Consider the following 24,713-nt stretch of genomic DNA (forward strand, 5'->3'; position numbering starts at 1 on the left):
CTGACAACGCGCCCGCCGCTCGCCGCCAAATGATCTTGATTGGTCGGCTCTGCCCGCAAAAGTGCCTGACAAGTGGCGTGCCGATGATCGAATGACGTCTGCTTGAGATCGGTCACGTTTGGGTCCGGCAACCAAGGGACCGGGTCGAGCGTCTTTCCTTCGAACATGCGCCGGGAGCGGCACGTAAGACGCACCGGCGGACCAATGGGAACCACAGGACGACGACAGCCCGGTGCCGGGACCGCGGCACTACAGTGGGTCGGAACAGCCAGCAAGCAACAGGGAGCGCATGACGTGCGGCCGGTAGGCAGCAAGTACCTCCTCGAGGAGCCCCTCGGCCGCGGCGCGACGGGCACCGTCTGGCGGGCCCGCCAGCGGGAGACCGCGGGTGCCGAGGCGGCCGTGGCCGGACAGCCCGGCGAGACCGTCGCGATCAAGGTCCTCAAGGAAGAGCTCGCGAGCGATCCCGACATCGTGATGCGCTTCCTGCGGGAGCGCTCCGTCCTGCTCCGGCTGACCCACCCCAACATCGTCCGCGTCCGCGACCTGGTGGTCGAGGGCGAGCTGCTGGCGCTCGTCATGGACCTCGTCGACGGTCCCGACCTGCATCGCTACCTGCGCGAGAACGGGCCCTTCACCCCGGTCGCCGCGGCCCTGCTCACCGCCCAGGTCGCGGACGCCCTCGCCGCCAGCCACGCGGACGGCGTCGTGCACCGCGACCTGAAGCCGGCCAACGTCCTGCTGAAGCAGACCGACGGCGAGATGCACCCGATGCTCACGGACTTCGGCATCGCCCGCCTCGCCGACTCCCCCGGGCTCACCCGCACCCACGAGTTCGTCGGCACGCCCGCGTACGTGGCGCCGGAGTCCGCCGAGGGCCGCCCGCAGACCTCCGCCGTCGACGTGTACGGCGCCGGCATCCTGCTGTACGAGCTGGTCACCGGCCGGCCCCCGTTCGGCGGGGGCTCCGCCCTGGAGGTCCTGCACCAGCACCTGAGCGCGGAGCCGCGCCGCCCCTCCACCGTCCCCGACCCGCTGTGGACGGTCATCGAGCGCTGCCTGCGCAAGAACCCCGGCGAACGCCCCAGCGCCGAGAACCTCGCCCGCAGCCTGCGCGTCGTCGCCGAGGGCATCGGCGTGCACTCGAGCAGCGCGCAGATCGGCGCCGCCGAGAACGTCGGCGTGCTCCTCGCCCCCGACCCGGCGCCCGCACAGGTACCGGGCGCCCCCGGCGCCGCGGACCCGACGCAGGTCCTGCCCCAGAACCCGGACGGCGCCTACGACCCGAACGGCGCGACCAGCGTCCTGCCGCACACCGGCAGCGCCCCGGGCGCCGCCGACCCCACCGCCGTACTCCCGAACCGCGGCGCGGCCGACCCGACCGCCGTCATGCCGCCGGTGCCGCCGGGACAGCCGGGCGCACCGGGGCAGGGCCAGGGCGGGCAGCCCGGCGGGCCCGACGACCCGCACCCGTGGCAGAACCAGCTGCGCGCCGCCCGCGACCGCAACGAGCAGACGCAGGTCCAGTACCTCGACCCGAACGAGGACCCGCTGCGCCGCCGCCCCCAGCGGCAGGTCTCCCGCCCGCAGCAGCCGCCCCGCCAGGCCCCGCAGGGCCCGCCGCCCCAGCAGCCCGGCTACGGCTATCCGCAGCGGCAACAGCCGCAGCGGTACGCCACCCCGCAGCCCCAGCAGCCCCAGCAGCCGCCCCGGCCTCAGCCCCAGCGGTACGCCCCGCCGCCCGCGCCGGAGCCCCAGCCGCCCCGGCGCGAGCCCAGGCCGCCGCGGCAGCGCGGTGCCAATCCCATGCGGATCCCCGGGCTCGGCTGCCTCAAGGGATGCCTGTTCACACTCGTCATCCTGTTCGTGGCCGGCTGGCTGATCTGGGAGCTGAGTCCGCTGCAGGGCTGGATCGGCACGGGCAAGGGCTACTGGGAGCAGCTCGGCGACTGGTTCACCACCGCGTCCGACTGGATCGGCGACCTGGGCGGCGACAGCGGCTCGGGCGGCGGTACGCCGACCGGCGGCTGACGCGGGACCTCGACCTCGGCCTCGCCTGAGTCGACGCCCGACGCCCGACGCCCGACCCCCGACGCCCGACGACCGGCGACCGGTCCGACCGGCGGCTGAGCCGTCGGCGGGCGCGCTCTCGCCGAATCCGACGACGAGCCTGGAGATTTGTCGACATCCAGCGGGTGATTTCCGTCTCCGCTGTGAAGGTTGGCTCCCCGGACGCGTACTTTTAAGCGCAACACGCGTCGGTAGGAGCAGCCTTGGCACGGAAGATCGGCAGCCGGTACACCGCCCACCAGATCCTCGGTCGGGGCAGTGCCGGCACGGTGTGGCTGGGCGAGGGTCCCGAGGGACCCGTCGCGATCAAGCTGCTGCGCGAGGACCTGGCGTCCGACCAGGAGCTCGTCTCACGCTTCGTGCGGGAGCGCACCGCCCTGCTCGGCCTGGAGCACCCCCACGTCGTCTCCGTGCGCGACCTGGTGGTCGACGGCAACGACCTCGCGCTGGTCATGGACCTGGTCCGCGGTACGGATCTGCGCACCCGCCTCGACCGGGAGCGGCGCCTGGCGCCCGAGGCCGCGGTGGCCGTCGTCGCCGACGTCGCCGACGGCCTGGCCGCCGCGCACGCCGCCGGGGTCGTGCACCGCGACGTCAAGCCGGAGAACGTGCTGCTCGACATGCGGGGTCCGCTCGGCCCCGGCGGCTCGCACCCGGCCCTCCTGACGGACTTCGGGGTGGCCAAGCTCATCGACACCCCGCGGCGCACCCGCGCCACGAAGATCATCGGTACGCCGGACTACCTGGCGCCGGAGATCGTCGAGGGCCTGCCCCCGCGCGCGGCGGTGGACATCTACGCGCTGGCCACGGTCCTGTACGAGCTGCTGGCGGGCTTCACGCCGTTCGGCGGCGGCCACCCCGGCGCGGTGCTGCGCCGCCATGTGACCGAGCGGGTCGTCCCGCTGCCCGGCATCCCGGACGAGCTGTGGCAGCTGCTCGTCCAGTGCCTGGCCAAGGCGCCGGCGTCCCGGCTGCGCGCCTCCGAGCTGGGCGCCCGGCTGCGCGAGCTGCTGCCCATGCTGGCGGGGATGGGCCCGCTGGACGTGGACGAGCCCGACGCGGAGCAGGAGGAGGACGCCCCCGAGGAGCCCCCGGCGTCGGCCGCGCCCGCCGGGGAGCCGGTACGCCGGCGGGGAGCGGTGCCGCTGGTGCCGGGGGCCAAGCCGGCCGACTCCAACCGCGACACGCACACCTCCATGCGGGTGCCGGCCCCCGACGAGCTGGCCGGCGGGGCCCGCGGCACCGCCCGCGCCCCGCGCGCGTCCGGTGCCCCGCGCCCCGGCTCGGCCCGCAACCGCGCCGCCGCGCGGCGCCGCCGGCTGGCGGTGGGGGCGGGCGCCGTCGCCCTGGTCGCGGCGATCGGCGTCGGTACGTGGCTGGCCACGGCCGGTGACGAGGGCGGTGCGGGGCCCCAGGACACGCGGAACTCCGCACCGGCCGCTCCGTGAGGCGGCAGGCGCCTCGCCACCGCCGCCGGTGACGACCCGGCGAAGACCGGTGGACGGAGCCGTTACGCTGGATGCGTGGCAGTCGTCGATGTATCCGAAGAGCTGAAGTCCCTCTCCTCGACCATGGAGTCGATCGAGGCCGTCCTGGACCTCGACAGGATGAGGGCAGACATCGCCGTGCTCGAGGAGCAGGCGGCCGCGCCGTCCCTCTGGGACGACCCGGAAGCGGCGCAGAAGATCACCAGCAAGCTCTCGCACCTCCAGGCCGAGGTGCGCAAGGCCGAGGCCCTGCGCGGCCGGATCGACGATCTCGGCGTGCTCTTCGAGATGGCCGAGGAGGAGGACGACCCGGACACCCGTGCCGAGGCCGAGTCCGAGCTCACGGCCGTGCGGAAGGCGCTGGACGAGATGGAGGTCCGCACGCTGCTCTCGGGCGAGTACGACTCCCGTGAGGCGCTCGTCAACATCCGTGCCGAGGCCGGTGGCGTGGACGCCGCCGACTTCGCCGAGAAGCTCCAGCGCATGTACCTGCGCTGGGCCGAGCAGCGCGGCTACAAGACCGAGGTCTACGAGACGTCGTACGCGGAGGAGGCCGGCATCAAGTCGACGACCTTCGCCGTGCAGGTGCCGTACGCCTACGGGACCCTTTCGGTCGAGCAGGGCACGCACCGCCTGGTGCGCATCTCGCCCTTCGACAACCAGGGACGCCGCCAGACCTCCTTCGCCGGTGTCGAGATCCTTCCCGTGGTCGAGCAGACCGACCACATCGAGATCGACGAGTCCGAGCTGCGGGTGGACGTGTACCGCTCGTCCGGTCCCGGCGGCCAGGGCGTGAACACCACCGACTCCGCGGTGCGGCTCACCCACCTCCCCACCGGCATCGTGGTCTCCTGCCAGAACGAGCGCTCCCAGATCCAGAACAAGGCCACCGCCATGAACGTCCTCCAGGCCAAGCTCCTGGAGCGGCGCCGCCAGGAGGAGCAGGCCAAGATGGACGCCCTCAAGGGCGACGGGGGCAACTCCTGGGGCAACCAGATGCGTTCGTACGTGCTGCACCCGTACCAGATGGTCAAGGACCTGCGCACCGAGCACGAAGTGGGCAACCCCGAGGCCGTGTTCAACGGTGAGATCGACGGTTTCCTGGAGGCCGGCATTCGCTGGCGCAAGCAGCAGGAGAAGTAGCGCGAAGCGGAGACGCCGCTTTGTCGACAAGGCAACTGCCGCCCTTCCGGCGGCGGTTGCCTTTTGTCTGGCCTCTTGTTCGCCGGTGATGTCTGGGTTTTACATCACACTCACACCCTTTGTGTCCGGCATACGTCCCGTACCTGGACATCGCGTACGCAACGGCCTTGACGTTGCTTTGAACATTCGCAAGGGTGAGGCGCGGCATGCGTATTTCTGGGGCGCATGTGAACCGGGGGGAAGAGCGCAGCCACCTCCGTCGATCACGGCCCCCGAGTGCGGCCTCACTGACTGAATCGGCTACTGGGGGTAGCAACTACATGACGAAGAAGACGCGCATCCGTGTCGCGCGCATAGCGGCCGGCGCAGTGATCGCGGCCGGCGCCTCGCTGACCGCCGCGGGTGCCGCCTCGGCGCTCGACATCGGCGTGAGCGCGGGTGTCGGCGACACCAACGTCGGCCTGAAGGTCGGGCTGGGCGACGAAGACGGCGACCCCTGCGACATTGTCGTCGACCCGAGCTGCGACGACGACACCACTGCTGGTGGGACGACGGGTGACACCACGACCGGTGGCACCGGCGGTGACACGACCACCGGCGGGACGACGGGCGACACCACGACCGGTGGGACGACGGGTGACACCACCACCGGCGGGACGACCGGTGACACCACGACCGGTGGGACGACGGGCGACACCACGACCGGTGGCACCGGCGGTGACACGACCACCGGCGGGACGACGGGCGACACCACTACCGGTGGCACCGGCGGTGACACGACCACCGGCGGCACGACGGGTGACACCACTACCGGTGGCACGACGGGTGACACCACCACTGGCGGCAACTCCGGCGGCAGCACCGGCGGTGACGGGGGCTCCACCGGCGGCGACAGCGGTGGCTCCACCGGCGGTGACGGGGGCTCCACCGGCGGCAGCGGCGGCTCGGACACCACCGGCGGAACCGGTGGCGGCGACAACACCACCCCCGACGGCGGCGGCAACGACAACGTCGCCCAGGAGGAGGGTTCCTCCGCCCTGACCGACACCGGCGAAGAGGCCCAGGCTTCCGACACCGCCGCCCAGGGCAACGGTGAGGAGCTCGCCGAGACCGGCGCCGCGGAGACCACGTTCCTGCTGGTCGGCGCCGCCACGATGATCGCCGGCGGCATCGGCTTCCGCCTCCTGCCGCGACTGATGGACGGCCGCGGCGCGGCTGCCTGACGGTAGCCGTACGCGCACGCACCGCGTACACACCCGTACGCATGCGAAGGGGCCCGGAGCGCACATCGCGCTCCGGGCCCCTTCTGTGTCCGCGTCCCGGGGGCCTCCAGGGCCCTCCGTGGGCCTCAGACGGTCTGGTGGGCCAGCAGGGCCACCGCCGCGATCAGCACCGCCAGCAGTGCGACCAGCGTCATCGGATTCAGCCCCGCGAAGAAGTTCCCCTGCTGCAGCCGCTCGCGGTTCGCCCGGCACACCGGGCACCTGCCCTCGTTCACGGGCGCCGCGCAGTTCGCGCACACCAACCGGTCGTACGTCATGCGCTCGCCCTCCTTGCCACCGGCTCCGTCAGAACAACGCCCGCACCGACGCGAACGTTCCCCCTTCCACTGTGCCAGGTTCCGGGAGACCCCGCGCGCCCTCCCTCCACGGACAAAACGCGCAACTGATACGCAACCCCGACCGGTGACTGCGGTCCGCTCCCCGGTTCGCGTATGGTCACGCACATCTACCCCCGGCGACCCGTGGTGCATCCGTGATCCGATTCGACAACGTCTCCAAGGTCTACCCCAAACAGAACCACCCAGCCCTCAGGGATGTCTCCCTGGAGGTCGAGAAGGGCGAATTCGTCTTCCTCGTGGGGTCCTCCGGCTCCGGAAAGTCCACCTTCCTGCGGCTGGTCCTCCGCGAGGAGCGGTGCAGCCACGGACAGGTGCACGTTCTGGGCAAGGACCTCGCCCGCCTGTCCAACTGGAAGGTGCCGCAGATGCGGCGCCAGCTCGGGACGGTGTTCCAGGACTTCCGCCTGCTGCCGAACAAGACGGTCGGCGAGAACGTGGCCTTCGCCCAGGAGGTCATCGGCAAGTCCCGCGGTGAGATCCGTAAGTCCGTGCCGCAGGTGCTCGACCTCGTCGGGCTCGGCGGCAAGGAGGACCGCAGGCCCGGTGAGCTGTCCGGAGGTGAGCAGCAGCGCGTCGCCATCGCGCGCGCCTTCGTCAACCGGCCGAAGCTGCTGATCGCCGACGAGCCCACCGGCAACCTCGACCCGCAGACCTCCGTCGGCATCATGAAGCTGCTCGACCGCATCAACCGGACGGGCACCACCGTGATCATGGCCACCCACGACCAGAACATCGTGGACCAGATGCGCAAGCGCGTCATCGAGCTGGAGAAGGGCCGTCTCGTCCGCGACCAGGCGCGCGGCGTCTACGGCTACCAGCACTGACGAGGAACGGAAAGGCTTAACGAGACGCCATGCGCGCCCAGTTCGTGCTCTCGGAGATCGGTGTCGGTCTTCGCCGCAATCTGACGATGACCTTCGCCGTCATCGTCTCCGTCGCCCTGTCCCTGGCCCTGTTCGGCGGTTCGCTGCTGATGAGCGACCAGGTCAACACCATGAAGGGCTACTGGTACGACAAGGTCAACGTCACCGTCTACCTGTGCAACAAGAGTGACGCGAAGTCCGACCCCGCGTGCGCCAAGGGCGCGGTGACCGAGGACCAGAAGAAGCAGATCCTCGCCGACCTCGAAGAGCTGTCGGTCGTGGACAAGGTGACGTACGAGTCGCAGGACGAGGCGTACAAGCACTACCAGGACCAGTTCGGCGACTCGCCGCTGGCCAGCTCGCTCACGCCGGACCAGATGCAGGAGTCGTACCGGATCAAGCTGAAGGACCCGGAGAAGTACCAGGTCATCGCGACCGCCTTCGACGGCCGGGACGGCGTGCAGTCCGTGGCGGACCAGCGCGCGACCCTGGACAACCTCTTCGAGCTGCTCAACGGCATGAACTGGGCGGCGCGCGCAGTGATGGCGCTCATGCTGGTCGTCGCGCTCATGCTGATCGTCAACACGGTGCGCGTCTCGGCGTTCAGCCGGCGGCGCGAGACCGGCATCATGCGGCTGGTCGGCGCCTCGGGCTTCTACATCCAGGCGCCGTTCATCATGGAGGCGGCGGTCGCCGGGCTGATCGGCGGCGCGGTCGCCTGCGGCTTCCTGGTGGCCGCGCGGTACTTCATCATCGACCACGGGCTCGCCCTGGCCGACAAACTGGCGCTGATCGACTTCATCGGCTGGGACGCCCTGCTGACGAAGCTGCCGCTCATCCTTGCCACCAGCCTGCTGATGCCCGCGTTGGCCGCGTTCTTCGCGCTGCGCAAGTACCTGAAGGTGTGACACATCCCAAGGGGGTCGCACGGTCAAGCGATCGTGCGGCCCTCTCGCGTTGTCCTAGACTCACCGGCATGTCAGGTCGTGACCTGTTCTGTCAGCCCCGTCGCGTACGCCACGGGGCCGCCCTGACCTTGGTGTTCGCGAGCGTGCTCGTCGCGGGCGCGGCCACCGGCTCGTTCCCCGAGGCCGACCGGAAGGCCGTGCCCGACACGGTGCGTCCGGCCGCCCCGGCCGGTCAGCACGGTCAACACGCCGACGTCGCACGGGCGGCCGCCGAGGCGATGGCCGACGGCAAGTCCCCCGTGGAGGCCGCCGAGCGCGCCGTCAGCCGCAGCGGGGACCGCTGGGGCGCCGTCTACTCCCGGGGCGAGTACGAGGAGTTGGAGGACGCCCTCGACGGCCGGTACACCGGCGTCGGGATCTCCGCCCGCCGCGAGCGCGACGGCCGCATCGAGGTCACCAAGGTGCGCTCCGGCTCGCCCGCCGAGGACGCGGGGATCCGCGAGGGCGACCGGCTGCGCAGCGTCGACGGCGAGCGGGTCGACGGGCGCCCCGTCACCGAGGTCGTCTCCATACTGCGCGGCGACGCCGAGCGGGAGCCCGCGGGCACCGCCGTCCGGCTCGGCCTGGAACGCGGCACGCGCGCGTGGACGCAGACCGTACGCCGGGCCCGCCTCTCCACGGACCCCGTGACCGTGCGCACGCTCGCCGACGGTGTCACGGTCGTCAGGGTCCTCTCCTTCTCCAAGGGCGTCGGCGAGCAGGTGCGTGATGCAGTGGAGCGGCTGCCGTCCGGCGCCGGTGTCGTCCTCGACCTGCGCGGCAACTCCGGCGGCCTGGTCGCCGAGGCGGTCACCGCCGCCTCCGCCTTCCTGGACGGCGGCCTGGTCGCCACGTACGACGTCGACGGTGACCAGCGGGCCCTGCACGCCGAGCCCGGCGGCGACACCACCAGACCCCTGGTCGCACTCGTCGACGGCGGCACGATGAGCGCGGCCGAACTCCTCACCGGAGCCCTGCAGGACCGCGGACGGTCGGTCGTCCTGGGCTCGCCCACCTTCGGCAAGGGCTCGGTGCAGATGCCGAGCCGGCTGCCCGACGGCTCGGTGGCCGAGCTGACCGTGGGGCACTACCGCACCCCTTCGGGCCGCGGCGTCGACGGCACCGGCATCACGCCCGACCTGGAGATCGACCCGGCGGACCCGGCGGGCCTGGAACGGGCCCGGACGGTGCTGAGCGGGCTGGGCCGGTAGGGGCCCCTGCGTAAATCGGCTTCCCGCGGACCCCCTCCGTAGTGCGAAAATGGTCGGCACTATGGCTAAGGAAAAAGGGCGCAAGCTGATCGCGCAGAACAAGAAGGCGCGGCACGACTACCAGATCCTCGACACCTACGAGGCCGGCCTTGTCCTGTCCGGGACCGAGGTGAAGTCGCTGCGCCAGGGACGGGCCTCGCTGGCCGACGGCTTCGTGCAACTGGACGGACACGAGGCGTGGCTGCACAACGTGCACGTGCCCGAGTACAGCCAGGGCACCTGGACCAACCACAGCGCCCGGCGCAAGCGGAAGCTGCTGCTGCACCGAGTGGAGATCGACAAGCTGGAGTCGAAGTCCCAGGAGACCGGTCACACGATCGTGCCCCTGGCGCTGTACTTCAAGGACGGCCGGGCCAAGGTGGAGATCGCGCTGGCGCGCGGCAAGAAGGAGTACGACAAGCGTCAGACCCTGCGGGAGAAGCAGGACCGCCGCGAGGCGGAGCGGACGATCTCGGCGATCCGGCGCAAGCAGCGGGCCTGACCCCCCGGGGAATAGGCTGGCACCCGCGTGCGTTGGTCACGTACGATGGTGAGAGCACCCCAGGCGGGTGCGTCGATTGAAAAATCAACATGGGGATGATCGGTTTCGACAGCGGATGTCGAAGCAGGGGAAGCGTGTCGAGGAAGCGGCCATGATCTCGTAAACCACAGGCCGAAAAAAATAATCGCCAACACCAAGCGCGATTCCTCCCAGCAGGCCTTCGCCCTCGCTGCCTGATCTCAGGTAGCGAAGCGAGCCTCCTACTAAGGGAGTGTCAGCCCGGGGCTGTTCCCGACCCGGATCCTGGCATCAGCTAGGGGACTAAACCTTGATCCCGGTCACGGGGTGAAGAGGGAAACCAAACAGTGACTGAGCCCGTCGGAGACTTGTCCGCGTGATCTCCGGGGCTGAGAAAAGCGAAGCGGACTGCACACGGAGAAGCCCTGGTTCCGCACCGTTGGACGCGGGTTCGATTCCCGCCATCTCCACAGTTCCCATGTGGGCGAAGGCCCCGCCGCTCCAGCGCGGCGGGGCCTTCGTCATGCCCGAGCCCGAGGCGCCGGGCGCCGCGCCGGTGCCAGGGCGAGGAGCAGGGCCACCGCGGCCGCCGTGACCGGTACGCCGTAGGCGGCCGTGGGGGAGACGTGCTCCACCGCCCAGCCGCCCGCCGCGCTGCCGCAGGCGATGCCGCCGAGCAGACCGGTCACCGCGAGGGTCATACCCTCGTTCAGGCGGCCCTCCGGGGTGCGGTGCTGGACCAGCGTCATGGTGGTGACCATCGTCGGGGCGGTCGCCATCCCGGCGACCAGCAGCGTGAGCGCCAGCAGCGGCAGGGAGCCGGTGAGGGACGCGGCGAGCAGCGGCAGCGTCAGCAGGGCGGTCATCGCCGCGACACACCACGGCAGGCGGTGCTCGGCGGGCCCGGCCGGCTTCATCGCGCCGTACAGCAGACCCGCCGCGCAGGAACCGGCCGCCTGCAGCGCGAGGACCACCCCGGCCGCCGCACGATGACCCTGTGCGTCCGCGAACGCGATCGTGACGACCTCCATGGCCCCGAACACCCCGCCCATCGCCAGGCACACGACCAGCAGCGGCGGGATTCCCGGGACGCGGAAGGGCGCCTTCGCCGTCGGGCGCGGCCGGGCCGGCGGCTCGGTCGAGCGCTGGGCGGTGAAGAGCAGCATGCCGCACACCAGCAGCACCACACCGACGAGCGTCCCCGCCTCCGGGAACAGCGCCGTGCACAGGAACGCGGCGAGGACCGGCCCGAGCATGAAGCACAGCTCGTCCGCGGCCTGCTCGAAGGAGTTCGCGGTGTGCAGGGCGTCGGCGGCGCCCTTCCTGTTCTTCAGCAGGTGGGCCCAGCGGGCGCGGGCCATGCCGCCGGTGTTGGGCGTCGTCGCGGTGGCGGCGTACGCGGCGAACAGGGTCCAGGCGGGCGCGTCGTACCGGACGCACAGCAGCAGGGCGAGCGAGCCGAGGGCGGCGACGAGGGTCGCGGGCACGGCCACCCTCGCCTGGCCGTGCCGGTCCACCAGCCGCGCCGTCCACGGGGCGACCAGCGCCGTCGCCGCCAGCCCCGTCGCGGTGACGGCGCCGGCGAGGGCGTACGAACCACGGGTGCCGGCGATCATCACGACCGCGCTCACGGTGAACATGCCCATGGGCAGCCGCGCCATGAGATTCCCGATCGTGAAGGCTCGGGCGCCGGGCAGGGCGAGGAGGCGCCGATACGGGCCGGGCGGCCTGCGCCGGGTGCGCGGGCGGAAGTCGGCGGCGACCAGGGTGTCGGCGGTGACGGTGAGGAAGGTGGTCTTCGGGGAGGGCTGTGCGTGGGCCGGGTGTGCGTGGGGCGGTCGTTCGTGGGTCGGTCGTTCGTGGGCCGGGTGTGCGTGGGCCGGTCGTTCGTGGGTCGGGTGTGCGTGGGCCGGGTGTGCGTGGGGCGGTCGTTCGTGGGCCGGGTGTGCGTGGGGCGGTTGCGGCATGGGCATACCGTCGCCCGGGGGTGATCGAAGGGTCCAACACCTTCTCCGTGCCGATTCACGCACTCCCGTTGTAAATTCGCCGGATGCCCGCACCCGCCCATGTCGACCCCCGCCTCCTGCGCGCCTTCGTCACCGTCGCCGAGGACCTCCACTTCACCCGCGCCGCCGCCCGCCTCTACGTCGCCCAGCAGGCGCTCAGCAGGGACGTACGGCGCCTGGAGCGGGAACTCGGTGCCGAGTTGTTCGTCCGGACCACCCGGCAGGTGACCCTGACGGCCGACGGCGAGCGGTTGTTGCCGTACGCGCGCCGCGTCCTCCAGGCACAGGAGGACCTCCTGGCCGCCTTCGGGCAGGCCCGTCCGCTGCTGGTCGACCTCAACTCCCCCGGACTGGTCACCGGCCGCCTGGTGCTGGAGCGCGCCCGCGAACTCGCGCCGGGGGAGGAGCTGATGGCGCGTTACGAGAGCGGGCTGACCTACGCCGCCGGCGAACTGCTCGCGGGCCGCCTCGACCTCTCCTTCGGCCGGTTCGCGGGCCTCGCCCCGGCGCTGCGGGCGGGTCTCGGCCACCAGCCCGTCCGCTACGAGCCCATGGCGGTCGTGCTGCCCGAGGACCACCGGTTGGCCCGGCTGCCAGAGGTGCCGCTCGCCGAGCTCGCCGGCGAGACCGTGTACGCCGGGGCCGGAAACCCGAGGACGTCGGAGTGGACGGATCTCGCGCACCGACTGTTCGAGGGGCGCGGCATCGCGGTGGCCGCACCCGTCCCGCTGGCCGTCGGTGAGGAGGAGTTCCAGCGGATCATGGACAAGACGCGCATTCCGATCCTCGCCGTGGTGAGCTTTCCGGCCATGGCGTCGACCGTGGTGCGCCCGCTCGTCGACCGCGTGCCGCTGTCGCCGGTGTCACTGGTCTGGCGGAAGGGGCTGGCGCACCCCGCGTATGAAGCGCTGCGCCGGGCGGCCGCCCAGGTCGCGGCCGAGGAGGGCTGGCTCCGCAGGCCCGCCGGAGGATGGATTCCCGCCGCCGACGCCGCTGTGATGTCCGCCCACAACTGACACGTGGCAACCACACATCCTCCGCGTGCGCTACATTCTTGGCCTGAGCACGGTGTGGTACAGGGGGCGCTCGAACCTGGTGGGGGCCGGTTCGGCCGACGGGTGCTCGGAGTCGTACGCGCACCCGGAACTGTCCCTCGGGGGGAAGTGCGTGCGCGTGAAGAAATGGCAAAAAGACGCCCATCCGGAGCGGCCCCAGGCCGCGTCCGTGGCGCGTGATCTCCCGGAAGCGAAACAGGATGCCGACGCCACCGAGCTGTTCCCGGCGACCCGGGCCTTCCCGGTGACCGGGGAGTTCCCGACGGCCGGAGCGCCGTTCGCCCAGCCCGGGCGGTTCGACGAGTCCGCCCGGTCCGGGGGGCCCGCCGCGTCCGACGAGTCCGGGGCCGCCGGGGCCGCCGGGTCCGCCGGGGCCGGCACGGGATGGTTCGGTGCCTCCGGTCCTGCGGGCGCCGGTGCCGGAGCGCAGGCTCCGCGCAACGCCGCCGAGCCTGCGCCGGAAGCCGCGGGGACCGGATTCCCCGGCCCCTGGGGCGGTGCCGGTGCCGACGAGACGGAGATCCTCGGTTCCCGAATAGGGAGGGACCGAATAAGTGGGGGTCAGGTGGGCGGAAGCCCCGTGGGCGGAAGCCCGGTGGGCGGAAGCCCGGTGGGCGGAGACCGTACGGACCGGGGGGCGGTCGCTGATCCCTTCGGAAACGGGCGGATAACCTGGGGCGGGACCGGCCGGGCCGGGGCGGCCCCGAACGAGCGCACCCCGGCCCCGGCCAGGACGAGCCCGGCAGGCAGGGGCCCGGCGGGTACGAGCCCCTCCGGCGCGGGTCCCAAGGGCACCCCGCCGACCGGAACCGACCGGAACGGCACCGGCCCGGACGCCGACAGGACGGCCATCCTCCCTTCGGCTCCTTCGGCTCCTTCGGCTCCTTCGGCTCCTTCGGCTCCTTCGGCTCCTTCGGCTCCTTCGGCCTCGACCCGTGTCTTCCCGACCGCGCCCGGCTTCTCCACGGCCGCGCCCGGCCCCGCCACCGGCGCGCTTCGCGACCCCTGGCAGGACACCCCGGACGCCGACGCGGCAGCGGACGCCCGCTCCGCCGTCGACGCGGACACCGGCGACCACACCCACGACCCGCACGAGGTGACGGTCCAGCTTGACGCCGTCCAGCTCGGCGACGGCGTCCTTCGCCGGGTCGACAGCGGGCACCGCAAGAGCGGCCCGGAGAGCTCGGACGGGCCGGTCTTCGTCGACGCGTCGGGGCGCCGCAGCCGCCTGTACCGCCGTCTCGGCATCGCCGTCGGCGTCGCCTGCGCGATCTACGCCGTCGTCATCGTCTCCACGCTGCTGTCCGGCAACTCCAACGCGCCGTGGCTGCCCGTGGAGGGCCAGCAGGAGGGCAAGCCGGCCGGCCAGGTCGACACCACTCCGGTGCCCTCCCAGTCGGCGCAGCCGTCCGGCACCGGCAGCGCCGTCCCGCGGACCAGCCCCTCGGCCGGCACCGGCGTGACCACGGCGCCGGGTGCCGATGCCCCCGTGCCCGGTACGTCCGGTACCGCGGGGCAGCCCGGCACCAGCGGCGCCGACCCCGAGCCCTCGGAGACCGGGGCCGGCACGCAGCCGGGCGGCGGCGCGCCCGACCCGGACCCCACGCAGTCGACGCAGGTACCGCCCCCCGTCACCACGGACCCGTCCACCCCGGCGGGCGGCGGTGATCCCACGGTCGACCCGACCGTGCCCACCGGCGACCCCACCACGGGCACCGACCCGGGCGGCGACACGACCGTCGACGGCGCGAGCGGGCCGCTCTCCGCCGACGGGCCCGCCGACGGACCCGCCGACGGACCTGCCGACGGGCCCGATGACGGCTCCGTCATCGTCGCCGGCCCGGACAACACCCTCACGTCCCCTTCCCTGTCCCCGGAGAACACCCTCTGATGGCATCCCGCACCCGCCGTCACGGGGCCGCGCGCAGCGCCCGTGAGGGCGTCCGGCGTCGCCGCCTGCCCCTGCGTCTGCTGCTTCCGCTGCTCGTCCTGGTCGCCCTGTCGGCGATGCTCATGCTGCGCGGATACGTGCACAGCGAGATCCTCGCCGACCACCGCGTCCAGCCGCCCGCCGCCACCGACCAGGTCCCGGAGAAGATCCTCGAGGGCGGCCCGGTCATCGACGCCCGCGGCGGCCGCACCGAGAGCCTGAGCGTGCCCGACCACCGCCTGGTCCTCACCTTCGATGACGGCCCGGACCCGACCTGGACGCCGAGGGTGCTGGACGTGCTGAAGAAGCACGACGCGCACGCGGTCTTCTTCGTCACCGGCACCATGGCCTCCCGCTACCCCGACCTCGTCGAGCGCATGGTCGACGAGGGCCACGAGGTCGGCCTGCACACCTTCAACCACCCCGACCTCTCCTTCCAGTCCAAGAAGCGCATCGACTGGGAGCTGTCGCAGAACCAGTTGGCGATCACCGGCGCGGCGGGCATCCGCACCTCGCTCTTCCGCCCGCCGTACTCCTCCTTCTCCGACGCCATGGACAACAAGTCCTGGCCGGTCACCGAGTACATCGGCGGCCGCGGCTACATCACCGTCGTCAACAACACCGACAGTGAGGACTGGCAGCGGCCCGGTGTCGACGAGATCATCCGCCGCGCCACGCCCAAGGACGGCGAGGGCGCCATCGTCCTGATGCACGACTCGGGCGGTGACCGCAGCCAGACCGTCGCGGCGCTGGACAGGTTCCTGCCCGACTTGCAGAAGAAGGGCTACGAGTTCGACAACCTCACCGAGGCCCTCGACGCGCCCAGCGCGATGAGCCCGGTGACCGGCGCCGAACTGTGGAAGGGCAAGGCCTGGGTCTTCCTCGTCCAGGCCTCGGAGAAGATCACCGACGGCCTGGTGGTGGGCCTGGCGATCATCGGGACGCTGGTCATCGGCCGCTTCGTGCTGATGCTGCTCCTCTCCGGCGTCCACGCCCGCCGGGTCCGCCGCAAGGGCTTCCGCTGGGGGCCGCCGGTGACCGAAGCGGTGACGGTGCTGGTGCCGGCGTACAACGAGGCCAAGTGCATCGAGAACACCGTCCTCTCCCTGATGGCCAGCGACCACCCCGTAGAGGTCATCGTCATCGACGACGGCTCCAGCGACGGCACGGCCCGGATCGTCGAGGCGATGGGCCTGCCGGGCGTCCGGGTGATCCGCCAGCTCAACGCGGGCAAGCCGGCCGCGCTCAACCGAGGTCTGGCGAACGCCAGTCACGACATCGTCGTGATGATGGACGGCGACACGGTCTTCGAACCGTGCACCGTCCGCGAACTCGTCCAGCCCTTCGGCGACCCGAAGGTCGGCGCCGTGGCGGGCAACGCGAAGGTCGGCAACAAGGACAGCCTCATCGGCGCCTGGCAGCACATCGAGTACGTGATGGGCTTCAACCTGGACCGCCGGATGTACGACATCCTCGGCTGCATGCCGACCATCCCCGGCGCGGTGGGCGCCTTCCGGCGCTCGGCGCTGGCACCGATCGGCGGCATGAGCGACGACACGCTCGCCGAGGACACCGACGTCACCATGGCGCTGCACCGGGCCGGCTGGCGCGTGGTCTACGCCGAGAACGCCCGCGCCTGGACCGAGGCCCCGGAGACCGTCCAGCAGCTGTGGTCCCAGCGCTACCGCTGGTCGTACGGCACCATGCAGGCCATCTGGAAGCACCGCCGCGCGGTGATCGAGAAGGGGCCCTCGGGCCGCTTCGGCCGCGTGGGCCTGCCCTTCGTCTCCCTGTTCATGGTCCTGGCCCCGCTGCTGGCCCCGCTGATCGACGTCTTCCTGCTCTACGGCATCGTCTTCGGCCCGACCCAGAAGACGATCGTGGCGTGGCTGGGCGTCCTGGCCATCCAGGCGGTCTGCGCGGCGTACGCCTTCCGCCTCGACCGCGAACGCATGACCCACCTGATCTCGCTGCCGCTGCAGCAGATCCTCTACCGCCAGCTCATGTACGTAGTGCTGCTCCAGTCCTGGATCACCGCGCTCACCGGCGGCCGCCTGCGCTGGCAGAAGCTCCGGCGCACCGGCGTGGTCGGGGCGCCCGGCGGCTCGGTGCCGCGCCAGGGTTCGCGAAGCGGCGATGATCGGAGGCCCGTGGCATGACCCACGGACACACGACCGGTACGGGGACGAACCCGGAGCCGGCCGGCCCGTACGGCACCACCCCGTACGGCACCACCCCGTACGGCACCACCCCGTACGCGGGGGGTCCGGACGGGGCCGCGGGGATGCCGTACGCCGTCCCGCGGCAGCGCGCGACGGAGCCCGAGCCCGTGACCGAGCCCGTGACCGAGCCTGCTTCCGCCCCGTCCGCCAGGAAGCCGGGCCGGGACCGCTACCTGGACCTGCTGCGCTCCATCGCCCTGGTCCGCGTCGTGGTGTACCACCTCTTCGGCTGGGCCTGGCTGTCGGTGCTGTTCCCGTCGATGGGCGTGATGTTCGCGCTGGCGGGCTCGCTGATGGCGCGTTCGCTCAAGCGTCCGGCGATGGGCGTGATCCGCGGTCGCGTGCGCCGCCTCCTGCCGCCGATGTGGGTGTTCGCCGCGGTCGTACTGACCATGATGTTCCTGAACGGCTGGAACCCCACGAAGGACCCGGCCCGCGAGGGCGCCTGGGGGCTGATCGAGCTCTTCAACTACATCGTCCCGATCGGCGCCCCGCCCTACCCCTGGCACATCGGTTCCCAGTCCGGCCTGCTGGAGGACACCTGGGCGGTACAGGCCGCCGGGCCGCTGTGGTACCTGCGCGCCTACCTGTGGTTCGTCATCGCCTCCCCGCTGCTGCTCTGGCTGTTCCGCCGGGCACCCTGGCCGACGCTGCTCGCACCGCTCGGCCTGACGGCGATCGTCGGCACGGGAGTGGTGACCATCCCCGGCGAGACGGGCAACGCGGTCACCGACTTCGCGGTCTACGGCGGCTGCTGGGTCCTGGGTTTCGCCCACCACGAGGGCCTGCTGAAGCAGATCCCGCGGTACGTCTCCGTCTCCTGCGCGTCCCTGATCATGGCCTTCGGCCTGTGGTGGGCGTCGAACCATCTGGGCCCCGACGGCTGGGACCTCAACGACATCCCGCTGGCCCAGGCCACCTGGTCGTTCGGGTTCGTCGTGATCCTGCTCCAGTACTCCCCGTCGTGGCAGGAGCTCCCGGGCCGGCTGGCCAGGTGGGACAGGCTGGTGACCCTTTCCAACAACCGCGCGGTCACCATCTACCTGTGGCACAACCTGCTGATCATGGCGACGGTCCCGGTCATCGACCTGGCCTACCAACTGCCGTTCATGCAGAGTGAGCGCGCGGTCGCGGCCCTCGACGGTGCCTACACCATCTGGATGTTCGCCCTCGTCTGGCCGCTCATCGGGCTGATGGTCCTCGCGGTCGGCTGGGTCGAGGACCTCGCGGCGAAGCGGAGACCGCGCCTGTGGCCGAACGGCACGAAACGTTCCACCGGGGACCGGTCCAGGACGCGGGCGGCCCATCGGGGCTGACGCCGGACGGGCACGGGTACCGTGCCGACGCGTCCCGTGCGAGACTGCCCCGGTTGCGGAAGTGAACAGGGCGGCGTGAGCCGGTCAGGGGGAGCGGGCGGGATGAGCAGACGTCAGACCCGGAAGATGCTGCGGTTGATGGCGAGCGGGGAGCCGGTCGAACTCACCAGCCCGATGGCGTCCGTGAAGAAGCTGGCCAAGCTCGCCTTCGTCGCCCAGCAGTTCGGCTACGAGTACGCCGACGTGCGGCAGGGCGGTGGGACCAACAGCTCGCTCACGATGCTGCTCGTCCCCGACCCCGGCCCGCAGGCCCGGAGCCGGGCCGCGCAGAACTGGGCGCAGTACCCGAACGCCGCCGACGGGGTCTCGGTGCCGCCGCTCGTGCCGGACGCCTTCGAACTCCTCAAGGCCCGGATCAACTTCGACCTCACCGGCAAGAGCGCCGAGAAGCGGATGGGGTACGCCGCGCTCGGCGCCACCGTCGGCTGCGCCGTCCTCGCCTACCGCATGGGCGGCGCGCCCGAGCACTTCGTCGTGGCCGCGGTCGTCTGGCTGCTCGTCCTGGCGCTCCTGGGCGTCGGCTTCCTCGTCACCCGCAAGCGCAACGCCAAGTTCGCGGACCGGCTGCGGGCCGCCGGGTTCATGCCCGTGGCCGACGAGACGGGCCGGGTGCGGTACCTGACGCCCGGGGCGCGACTTCCCGGACACGGGAACCCGTTCGGGGGCGGCGGCCCCGCGGCCCCCGGTGCGCCGCCGTACGGCTATCCGTCCCCCGGTGCGCCTGCCGTCCCCGGTGGTTACGCCGCCCCCGGTGCGTCCGGTGGTCATGCCGCGCCCGCGCCCGGTGGCTACGGGCAGCCCGCCCCCGGCCCGTACGCCCAGCCGCAGCCGCAGCCGCAGCCGCAGCCGCAGCCGCAGCCGCAGTCGCAGCCGTACCCGGCTCAGGCGGCCTATGGCCAGCCCCAGCAGCCCCAGCCGCCGCAGTACCCCCAGCAGCCACAGCAGGCTCACCAGCCGCAGCCCTACCCGCCGCAGCAGCCTCACCGGCAGCCACAGTCCCCGCAGGGCTGACGGCGGCCCGCGGCGACCTCTCATCCCGCCCCGGTGCCGGGTGAGAGCAACGTTCCCTTCCGGTCATCCACAGCCCCACCGGCCCGAAACGCGTCCTCCCTACCTTCGGTGCGACCGAGCGACCGAGATGTGGAGCACCGTGGAGGCGTCATGACAGTCCCTGGCAGCCGCTGGATCCAGCACTGGGATCCGGAGGACGAGACCTTCTGGAAGGAGACGGGGGAGCGGGTCGCCCGGCGGAACCTGTTCTTCTCCGTCCTCTCCGAGCACATCGGGTTCTCGGTCTGGACGCTGTGGTCCGTCCTGGTGCTCTTCATGGGGCCGGAGTACGGGCTCACCCCGGCCGACAAGTTCCTGCTGACGTCCGTGGTGACGCTGGTCGGGGCCGTCGTGCGGGTGCCGTACACCTTTGCCGTCGCGATCTTCGGCGGGCGGAACTGGACGATCATCTCCGCCGGGCTGCTGCTCGTGCCGACCGTGGCCGCGTTCCTGGTCATGGAGCCGGGGACGTCCTTCTCCACCTTCCTCCTCGTCGGGCTGCTGGCCGGCATCGGAGGCGGCAACTTCGCCTCCTCCATGACCAACATCAACGCCTTCTTCCCGCTGCGGAGGAAGGGCTGGGCGCTCGGCCTCAACGCCGGGGGCGGGAACATCGGCGTGCCGGTCATCCAGCTGGCCGCGCTCGCGATCATCGGGGCGAGCGGCGGGCCGCGGGTGCTGCTCGGCATCTACATCCCGCTGATCGTGGTGGCCGCCGTCCTCGCCGCCTGCTTCATGGACAACCTCGCCACCGTGAAGAACGACACCGGGGCCGCCAAGGACGCCGCGCGGCAGCCGCACACCTGGATCATGTCGCTGCTCTACGTCGGCACGTTCGGCTCGTTCATCGGCTACAGCTTCGCCTTCGGGCAGGTGCTGACGACCCAGTTCGGGCGGACCCCGCTCCAGGCGGCGTACCTGACCTTCATCGGCCCGCTGCTCGGCTCCCTGATCCGGCCGGTGGGCGGCAGGCTCGCCGACCGGTACGGCGGCGCGCGGATCACCCTCTGGAACTTCGTCGCCATGGCCGCCGCCACCGCCGTACTCGTCGCGGCCAGCATGGCGAAGTCGCTCGGGCTGTTCGTCGCCGTGTTCGTGGTGCTGTTCGTGCTCAGCGGGCTCGGCAACGGCTCGACGTTCAAGATGATCCCCGGCATCTTCCAGAACAAGGCCCTCGCCGAGGGGCTGAGGGGGGAGGAGGCCGTGGCGTACGGGCGGCGGATCTCCGGAGCCTCCATGGGGCTGATCGGCGCGGTGGGCGCGCTCGGCGGCGTCGCCATCAACCTCGCCTTCCGGCAGTCCTTCCTCTCGGTCGGCTCGGGCACCGGCGCCTTCGTGGCCTTCCTCGCCTTCTACGCCGTCTGCTTCGCCGTCACGTGGGCGGTATACCTTCGCCGCCCGGCCGTGCGGACGCCGGACGGCCCCGAGGGCCCGGCGGAGACGAAGGCCCAGCTCAGCTACGCCCAGGTGTGACGTAACACTGGTGACATCAAGCCGAACCGAGCCCGTCACGCGACATTGACAGGCTCGGTCGGCACGTGAGGACGCACGTGGGTGTGAGAGTGGGTGTGAACGATCGGAGCGCGGCGAGCCATGGACGACGAACAGCAGCGACCTGACCACGGCCCCCTGGCCGGATTCACCGTGGGCGTGACCGCCGCCCGCCGGGCCGACGAGCTGGGCGCGCTGCTCCAGCGGCGCGGTGCCGCCGTCCTGCACGCCCCGGCGCTGCGCATCGTGCCGCTCGCCGACGACAGCGAGCTGCTGGCCGCGACCAAACAGCTCCTCGACCAGGCGCCGGACGTCGTCGTGGCCACCACCGCCATCGGCTTCCGGGGCTGGGTCGAGGCCGCCGACGGCTGGGGGCTCGGCGAGGCCCTGCTGGAGCGGCTGCGCGCGGTGGAACTGCTCGCGCGCGGCCCCAAGGTGAAGGGCGCCGTCCGGGCCGCCGGGCTGACGGAGGAGTGGTCGCCGGCCTCCGAGTCCATGGCCGAGGTACTGGACCGGCTGCTGGAGGAGGGCGTGGACGGCCGCCGGATCGCCGTACAGCTGCACGGTGAGCCGCTGCCGGGGTTCGTGGAGTCGCTGCGGGCGGGCGGCGCCGAGGTCGTCGGGGTGCCCGTGTACCGGTGGCTGCCGCCGGAGGACCTCGGGCCCGTCGACCGGCTGCTGGACGCCGCCGTCTCCCGGGGCCTGGACGCCGTGACGTTCACCAGCGCGCCGGCCGCCGCGTCCCTCCTCTCCCGCGCCGAGGAGCGCGGCCTGCTGCCCCAACTGCTCGCCGTCCTCGGTCACGACGTGCTGTCGGCCTGCGTCGGACCGGTCACCGCGGTGCCGCTCCAGGCGCACGGCGTCGACACGGTCCAGCCGGAGCGCTTCCGGCTCGGCCCCCTCGTCCAACTGCTGTGCCAGGAGCTGCCGGCCCGTGCGCGTGCCCTGCCGGTCGCCGGGTACCGACTGGAGATCCGGGGGCACGCGGTGCTGATCGACGGGGAGCTCAGGACCGTGCCGCCGGCCGGCATGTCCCTGCTGCGGGCACTGTCCCGGCGGCCGGGCTGGGTCGTGCCCCGCGCGGAACTCCTGCGCGCCCTGCCGGGCACCGGGCGCGACGAACACGCCGTCGAAACGGCGATGGCCCGCCTGCGTACGTCCCTCGGCACCCCGAAGGTGATCCAGACCGTGGTGAAACGCGGCTACCGCCTGGCCCTGGACCCGGCCACGGACGCCAAGTACACGGACGGCGGCTGACACGGGGCGCACGGCTCGGCGCACGGCACGGCACACATCGCGACCTTCTCCGCCCCGCGTCCGGCCGGCGGGCGCCCGACGCGACGGACACGTCCCGGCCGCGCGGGCGCGTACGCGGATGTCCGGGCGGAGCCGGTGCGAGGGGTTCCGGGCGCGGGATCGGGCAGGCACTGTAGAGGGAGCGGTCCACCTGCTCCCCTTCCCGGCCCGCCCCACCGGGCAACCCCTAGGCGGTGACAGGAACATGGCACTGGGTACGGCCACCGACCCGTACGAGCTGCGGTTCGACACCGGGCGGATGTGTCTGGACCTCATCGCCACCACCCATCCCATGGAACGGCTCGACCGCGTCGACGTGCTGCGCGCCTGGATCACCGGCTCCGGACTCGTCCCGCCCGGCACCCCGCTGTCCCACGCCGACGCCTCCTGGCCGGCCGGCTTCCGCGAACTGCGCGGCCACGCCGCCCGCCTGATCCGCGCCAGGTCCGCGCCCGGCACCCACCCGTACGACCTCGCGCTCGCCCGCGTCAACGACCTCGCCTTCGCCGCGCCCCCGGCCCCGCGGGCGGTCCGCGGCGAGGACGGCGTGCTGGTCCGCGAGTTGACGGGGCCGCCCGAGTGCGCGGCGCTGCTCGGCGCCCTCGCCCGGGACACCGTGGAGCTGCTCACCGACCCCGTCGCGCGGGCGAGCCTGAGGCAGTGCGAGGGCGACAACTGCCCGATCGTGTACGTGGACACCTCCCGCGGACGCCGCAGGCGCTGGTGCTCCAGTGAGATCTGCGGCAACCGCGAGCGCGTCGCCAGGCACCGCCGCCGCGCGGCCATGGCCCGATAAGTACGGCTGCGTCCCGTTCGGTGCGCCCCTCCCGAGAAAACTCTCATCTCACTTTGAACACGCCGCACTTCGCGTCCGTACCGGATGGGCGAGCGACCGACTGGGGGAACCCCCGGACATCGGAGGTGGGCGTGCGCAAGGATTCCGTCGTGGCCAATGATCGAGGTGCGAGGGCCCGACATCGCATGTCCCAGTCGTCCTCGGAACCCGACGAGGAGCTGATGCGCGCCCTGTACCGGGAGCACGCCGGCCCCTTGCTGGCGTACGTGCTGCGGCTGGTCGCGGGTGACCGGCAGCGCGCCGAGGACGTCGTCCAGGAGACGCTCATCCGTGCCTGGAAGAACGCCGGTCAGCTCAACCGTGCGACCGGATCGGTACGCCCCTGGCTGGTGACGGTCGCCCGGCGCATCGTCATCGACGGCCACCGCAGCCGGCAGGCCCGGCCGCAGGAGGTCGATCCGTCGCCGCTGGAGGTCATTCCCGCGGAGGACGAGATCGACAAGGCGCTGTGGCTGATGACGCTGTCGGACGCGCTCGACGACCTGACCCCGGCCCACCGGGAGGTCCTCGTCGAGACGTACTTCAAGGGGCGTACCGTCAATGAGGCGGCGCAGACACTGGGCATACCCAGCGGCACCGTTCGCTCCCGGGTGTTCTACGCCCTGCGTTCGATGAAGCTGGCACTGGAGGAGCGGGGGGTGACGGCGTGATGAGCGGGTACGGGGGAGTTCAGGGTTTCGGCGGGGGATTCGGCCCGGGGGATACGGGTAATTCTGTCCCCATGCAGGGATCACCGGCGCCGAACGAGCACGAGACCGTCGGTGCCTACGCGCTCGGCATCCTCGACGACGCGGAGGCGACCGCCTTCGAGGCGCATCTCGCCACCTGCGAATGGTGCGCCCAGCAGCTCGACGAGCTGGCCGGGATGGAGCCGATGATGGCCGCGCTCGCCGACCTGCCGGGCACCGGTACGCCGGCGATCGCCGAGTCGCTGACGGCGAAGCCGAGCCCGCGGCTGTCGGAGAAGCTCGTCGACGAGGTCGCCGAGCGCCGTGCGAGCAAACGCCGCCGCAACTTCTACCTGGTGGGCACCGCGGCCGCGCTGATCATCGGCGGTCCGTTCGCCGCCGTGGCGACGACGGGCGGCGGCGGTGACGACGGCGGCGGGAAGAAGACCGAGGCCACCCGGCAGGCCGCGAGCCCCGCCGAGTCCGCCTTCGCCGCCATGCCCGACCGGGTCACGGCGACCGACCCCGCCACCGAGGTCAGCGCGACCGTGGCCCTGCAGAAGAAGGCCTGGGGCACCGACGCGGTCCTGGAGCTCAAGAACGTCAAGGGCCCCGAGAAGTGCTCCCTGATCGCCGTCGGCAAGAACGGCGAACGCGAGACGGTCACCTCCTGGTCGGTCCCCGACTGGGGCTACGGCCTCCCGGGCGCCGCCACCGACAAGGGCAAGAAGCCGCTCTACGTGCAGGGCGGCGCCGCCTTCGAGCCCAACCAGATCGACCGCTTCGAGGTCATGACCTTCGACGGCGAGCGGCTGGTCGAGGTGGACGCGTAGGCCCGTCACCGGGCGGGCCGTGGCTTCCG

At 72.1% G+C, this 24,713-nt stretch carries 20 protein-coding genes and 1 other RNA gene; 19 read left to right on the forward strand and 2 right to left on the reverse strand.

Annotation, left to right across the window (positions count from 1 at the left end; translation table 11 throughout):
* The first annotated feature begins 294 nt into the window (after positions 1-294).
* From ACZ4V1_RS00195 to ACZ4V1_RS00210, 4 genes are all read left to right on the forward strand, one after another.
* A complete protein-coding gene (locus ACZ4V1_RS00195) occupies positions 295-2,031 on the forward strand; it encodes a serine/threonine-protein kinase (protein ID WP_468327506.1) in 1,737 nt (578 codons plus the stop codon).
* Between the two features lie 242 nt (positions 2,032-2,273).
* Complete coding sequence (locus tag ACZ4V1_RS00200) at positions 2,274-3,518, forward strand: serine/threonine-protein kinase (RefSeq protein WP_468327508.1); 1,245 nt, start codon at positions 2,274-2,276, stop codon at positions 3,516-3,518.
* A gap of 75 nt (positions 3,519-3,593) precedes the next feature.
* Positions 3,594-4,700, forward strand: a complete 1,107-nt coding sequence (prfB, locus tag ACZ4V1_RS00205; RefSeq protein WP_468327510.1) for a peptide chain release factor 2 — start codon at positions 3,594-3,596, stop codon at positions 4,698-4,700.
* Between the two features lie 320 nt (positions 4,701-5,020).
* A complete protein-coding gene (locus ACZ4V1_RS00210) occupies positions 5,021-5,923 on the forward strand; it encodes a hypothetical protein (protein WP_468327512.1) in 903 nt (300 codons plus the stop codon).
* A 125-nt stretch (positions 5,924-6,048) separates the two neighbouring features.
* On the opposite strand, the gene ACZ4V1_RS00215 is transcribed toward ACZ4V1_RS00210, so the two are convergent.
* Positions 6,049-6,240: a hypothetical protein gene (locus ACZ4V1_RS00215; protein ID WP_468327514.1), complete on the reverse strand. Its 192-nt coding sequence runs from the start codon at positions 6,238-6,240 to the stop codon at positions 6,049-6,051.
* A 215-nt stretch (positions 6,241-6,455) separates the two neighbouring features.
* On the opposite strand from ACZ4V1_RS00215, the gene ftsE reads away from it, so the two are divergent.
* The 5 genes from ftsE (at position 6,456) to ssrA (ending at position 10,374) form a co-directional block, all read left to right on the forward strand.
* Positions 6,456-7,145, forward strand: coding sequence for a cell division ATP-binding protein FtsE (gene ftsE / locus ACZ4V1_RS00220; protein ID WP_053131878.1), 690 nt, complete (start codon positions 6,456-6,458; stop codon positions 7,143-7,145).
* Positions 7,146-7,174: 29 nt separating this feature from the next.
* Positions 7,175-8,092 (forward strand): permease-like cell division protein FtsX, encoded by a 918-nt coding sequence (gene ftsX / locus ACZ4V1_RS00225; RefSeq protein ID WP_468327516.1) that lies wholly within the window; start codon positions 7,175-7,177, stop codon positions 8,090-8,092.
* Positions 8,093-8,160: 68 nt separating this feature from the next.
* Positions 8,161-9,342 carry a S41 family peptidase gene (locus ACZ4V1_RS00230; RefSeq protein ID WP_468327518.1) on the forward strand — a complete coding sequence of 394 codons (1,182 nt, stop codon included), beginning with the start codon at positions 8,161-8,163 and terminating at the stop codon, positions 9,340-9,342.
* A gap of 61 nt (positions 9,343-9,403) precedes the next feature.
* Complete coding sequence (smpB, locus tag ACZ4V1_RS00235) at positions 9,404-9,883, forward strand: SsrA-binding protein SmpB (RefSeq protein WP_052841735.1); 480 nt, start codon at positions 9,404-9,406, stop codon at positions 9,881-9,883.
* Positions 9,884-9,974: 91 nt separating this feature from the next.
* Positions 9,975-10,374: a transfer-messenger RNA gene (gene ssrA / locus ACZ4V1_RS00240) on the forward strand.
* A 48-nt stretch (positions 10,375-10,422) separates the two neighbouring features.
* Here ssrA and ACZ4V1_RS00245 read toward each other — a convergent pair.
* A complete protein-coding gene (locus tag ACZ4V1_RS00245) occupies positions 10,423-11,868 on the reverse strand; it encodes an MFS transporter (protein WP_468327520.1) in 1,446 nt (481 codons plus the stop codon).
* An 83-nt stretch (positions 11,869-11,951) separates the two neighbouring features.
* On the opposite strand from ACZ4V1_RS00245, the gene ACZ4V1_RS00250 reads away from it, so the two are divergent.
* The 10 genes from ACZ4V1_RS00250 to ACZ4V1_RS00295 all read left to right on the forward strand — a co-directional run bounded on the left by ACZ4V1_RS00250 (position 11,952) and on the right by ACZ4V1_RS00295 (position 24,684).
* The gene (locus ACZ4V1_RS00250) at positions 11,952-12,923 is read left to right on the forward strand and encodes a LysR family transcriptional regulator (RefSeq protein ID WP_468327522.1); all 972 of its coding nucleotides are present in this window, start codon (positions 11,952-11,954) and stop codon (positions 12,921-12,923) included.
* A 157-nt stretch (positions 12,924-13,080) separates the two neighbouring features.
* Complete coding sequence (locus ACZ4V1_RS00255; protein ID WP_468327524.1) at positions 13,081-14,853, forward strand: DNA polymerase III subunit gamma/tau domain-containing protein; 1,773 nt, start codon at positions 13,081-13,083, stop codon at positions 14,851-14,853.
* Entirely contained in the window at positions 14,853-17,051 is a 2,199-nt protein-coding gene (locus ACZ4V1_RS00260; protein ID WP_468327526.1) for a polysaccharide deacetylase family protein, read from the forward strand. The genes ACZ4V1_RS00255 and ACZ4V1_RS00260 overlap by 1 nt, the downstream gene beginning before the upstream one ends.
* On the forward strand, positions 17,048-18,430 hold the full coding sequence (locus ACZ4V1_RS00265) for an acyltransferase family protein (protein ID WP_468327528.1): 1,383 nt from the start codon (positions 17,048-17,050) through the stop codon (positions 18,428-18,430). Before ACZ4V1_RS00260 ends, ACZ4V1_RS00265 begins: the two co-directional genes overlap by 4 nt.
* 102 nt (positions 18,431-18,532) lie before the next feature.
* Positions 18,533-19,501, forward strand: coding sequence for a hypothetical protein (locus ACZ4V1_RS00270; protein WP_468327530.1), 969 nt, complete (start codon positions 18,533-18,535; stop codon positions 19,499-19,501).
* Positions 19,502-19,651: 150 nt separating this feature from the next.
* Positions 19,652-21,013, forward strand: coding sequence for a nitrate/nitrite transporter (locus ACZ4V1_RS00275; protein ID WP_468327532.1), 1,362 nt, complete (start codon positions 19,652-19,654; stop codon positions 21,011-21,013).
* Positions 21,014-21,133: 120 nt separating this feature from the next.
* On the forward strand, positions 21,134-22,288 hold the full coding sequence (locus ACZ4V1_RS00280; protein ID WP_468327534.1) for a uroporphyrinogen-III synthase: 1,155 nt from the start codon (positions 21,134-21,136) through the stop codon (positions 22,286-22,288).
* Between the two features lie 244 nt (positions 22,289-22,532).
* Positions 22,533-23,123 (forward strand): CGNR zinc finger domain-containing protein, encoded by a 591-nt coding sequence (locus ACZ4V1_RS00285; protein ID WP_468327536.1) that lies wholly within the window; start codon positions 22,533-22,535, stop codon positions 23,121-23,123.
* A gap of 185 nt (positions 23,124-23,308) precedes the next feature.
* Positions 23,309-23,833, forward strand: coding sequence for a sigma-70 family RNA polymerase sigma factor (locus tag ACZ4V1_RS00290; protein ID WP_007450155.1), 525 nt, complete (start codon positions 23,309-23,311; stop codon positions 23,831-23,833).
* A gap of 71 nt (positions 23,834-23,904) precedes the next feature.
* Positions 23,905-24,684, forward strand: coding sequence for a zf-HC2 domain-containing protein (locus tag ACZ4V1_RS00295; RefSeq protein ID WP_468327538.1), 780 nt, complete (start codon positions 23,905-23,907; stop codon positions 24,682-24,684).
* Positions 24,685-24,713: the final 29 nt, after the last annotated feature.

The sequence above is a fragment of the Streptomyces sp. NPDC028991 genome (assembly GCF_055564775.1).

Bases quoted from the DNA above. Each gene is read 5' to 3' on its own strand.
- ACZ4V1_RS00210 (WP_468327512.1), top strand. From the start codon at position 5,021: ATGACGAAGAAGACGCGCATCCGTGTCGCGCGCATAGCGGCCGGCGCA.
- ACZ4V1_RS00215 (WP_468327514.1), bottom strand. From the start codon at position 6,240: ATGACGTACGACCGGTTGGTGTGCGCGAACTGCGCGGCGCCCGTGAAC.
- ftsX (WP_468327516.1), top strand. From the start codon at position 7,175: ATGCGCGCCCAGTTCGTGCTCTCGGAGATCGGTGTCGGTCTTCGCCGC.
- ACZ4V1_RS00230 (WP_468327518.1), top strand. From the start codon at position 8,161: ATGTCAGGTCGTGACCTGTTCTGTCAGCCCCGTCGCGTACGCCACGGG.
- smpB (WP_052841735.1), top strand. From the start codon at position 9,404: ATGGCTAAGGAAAAAGGGCGCAAGCTGATCGCGCAGAACAAGAAGGCG.
- ACZ4V1_RS00245 (WP_468327520.1), bottom strand. From the start codon at position 11,868: ATGCCGCAACCGCCCCACGCACACCCGGCCCACGAACGACCGCCCCAC.
- ACZ4V1_RS00250 (WP_468327522.1), top strand. From the start codon at position 11,952: ATGCCCGCACCCGCCCATGTCGACCCCCGCCTCCTGCGCGCCTTCGTC.
- ACZ4V1_RS00260 (WP_468327526.1), top strand. From the start codon at position 14,853: ATGGCATCCCGCACCCGCCGTCACGGGGCCGCGCGCAGCGCCCGTGAG.
- ACZ4V1_RS00265 (WP_468327528.1), top strand. From the start codon at position 17,048: ATGACCCACGGACACACGACCGGTACGGGGACGAACCCGGAGCCGGCC.
- ACZ4V1_RS00270 (WP_468327530.1), top strand. From the start codon at position 18,533: ATGAGCAGACGTCAGACCCGGAAGATGCTGCGGTTGATGGCGAGCGGG.
- ACZ4V1_RS00275 (WP_468327532.1), top strand. From the start codon at position 19,652: ATGACAGTCCCTGGCAGCCGCTGGATCCAGCACTGGGATCCGGAGGAC.
- ACZ4V1_RS00280 (WP_468327534.1), top strand. From the start codon at position 21,134: ATGGACGACGAACAGCAGCGACCTGACCACGGCCCCCTGGCCGGATTC.
- ACZ4V1_RS00285 (WP_468327536.1), top strand. From the start codon at position 22,533: ATGGCACTGGGTACGGCCACCGACCCGTACGAGCTGCGGTTCGACACC.
- ACZ4V1_RS00290 (WP_007450155.1), top strand. From the start codon at position 23,309: ATGTCCCAGTCGTCCTCGGAACCCGACGAGGAGCTGATGCGCGCCCTG.
- ACZ4V1_RS00295 (WP_468327538.1), top strand. From the start codon at position 23,905: ATGCAGGGATCACCGGCGCCGAACGAGCACGAGACCGTCGGTGCCTAC.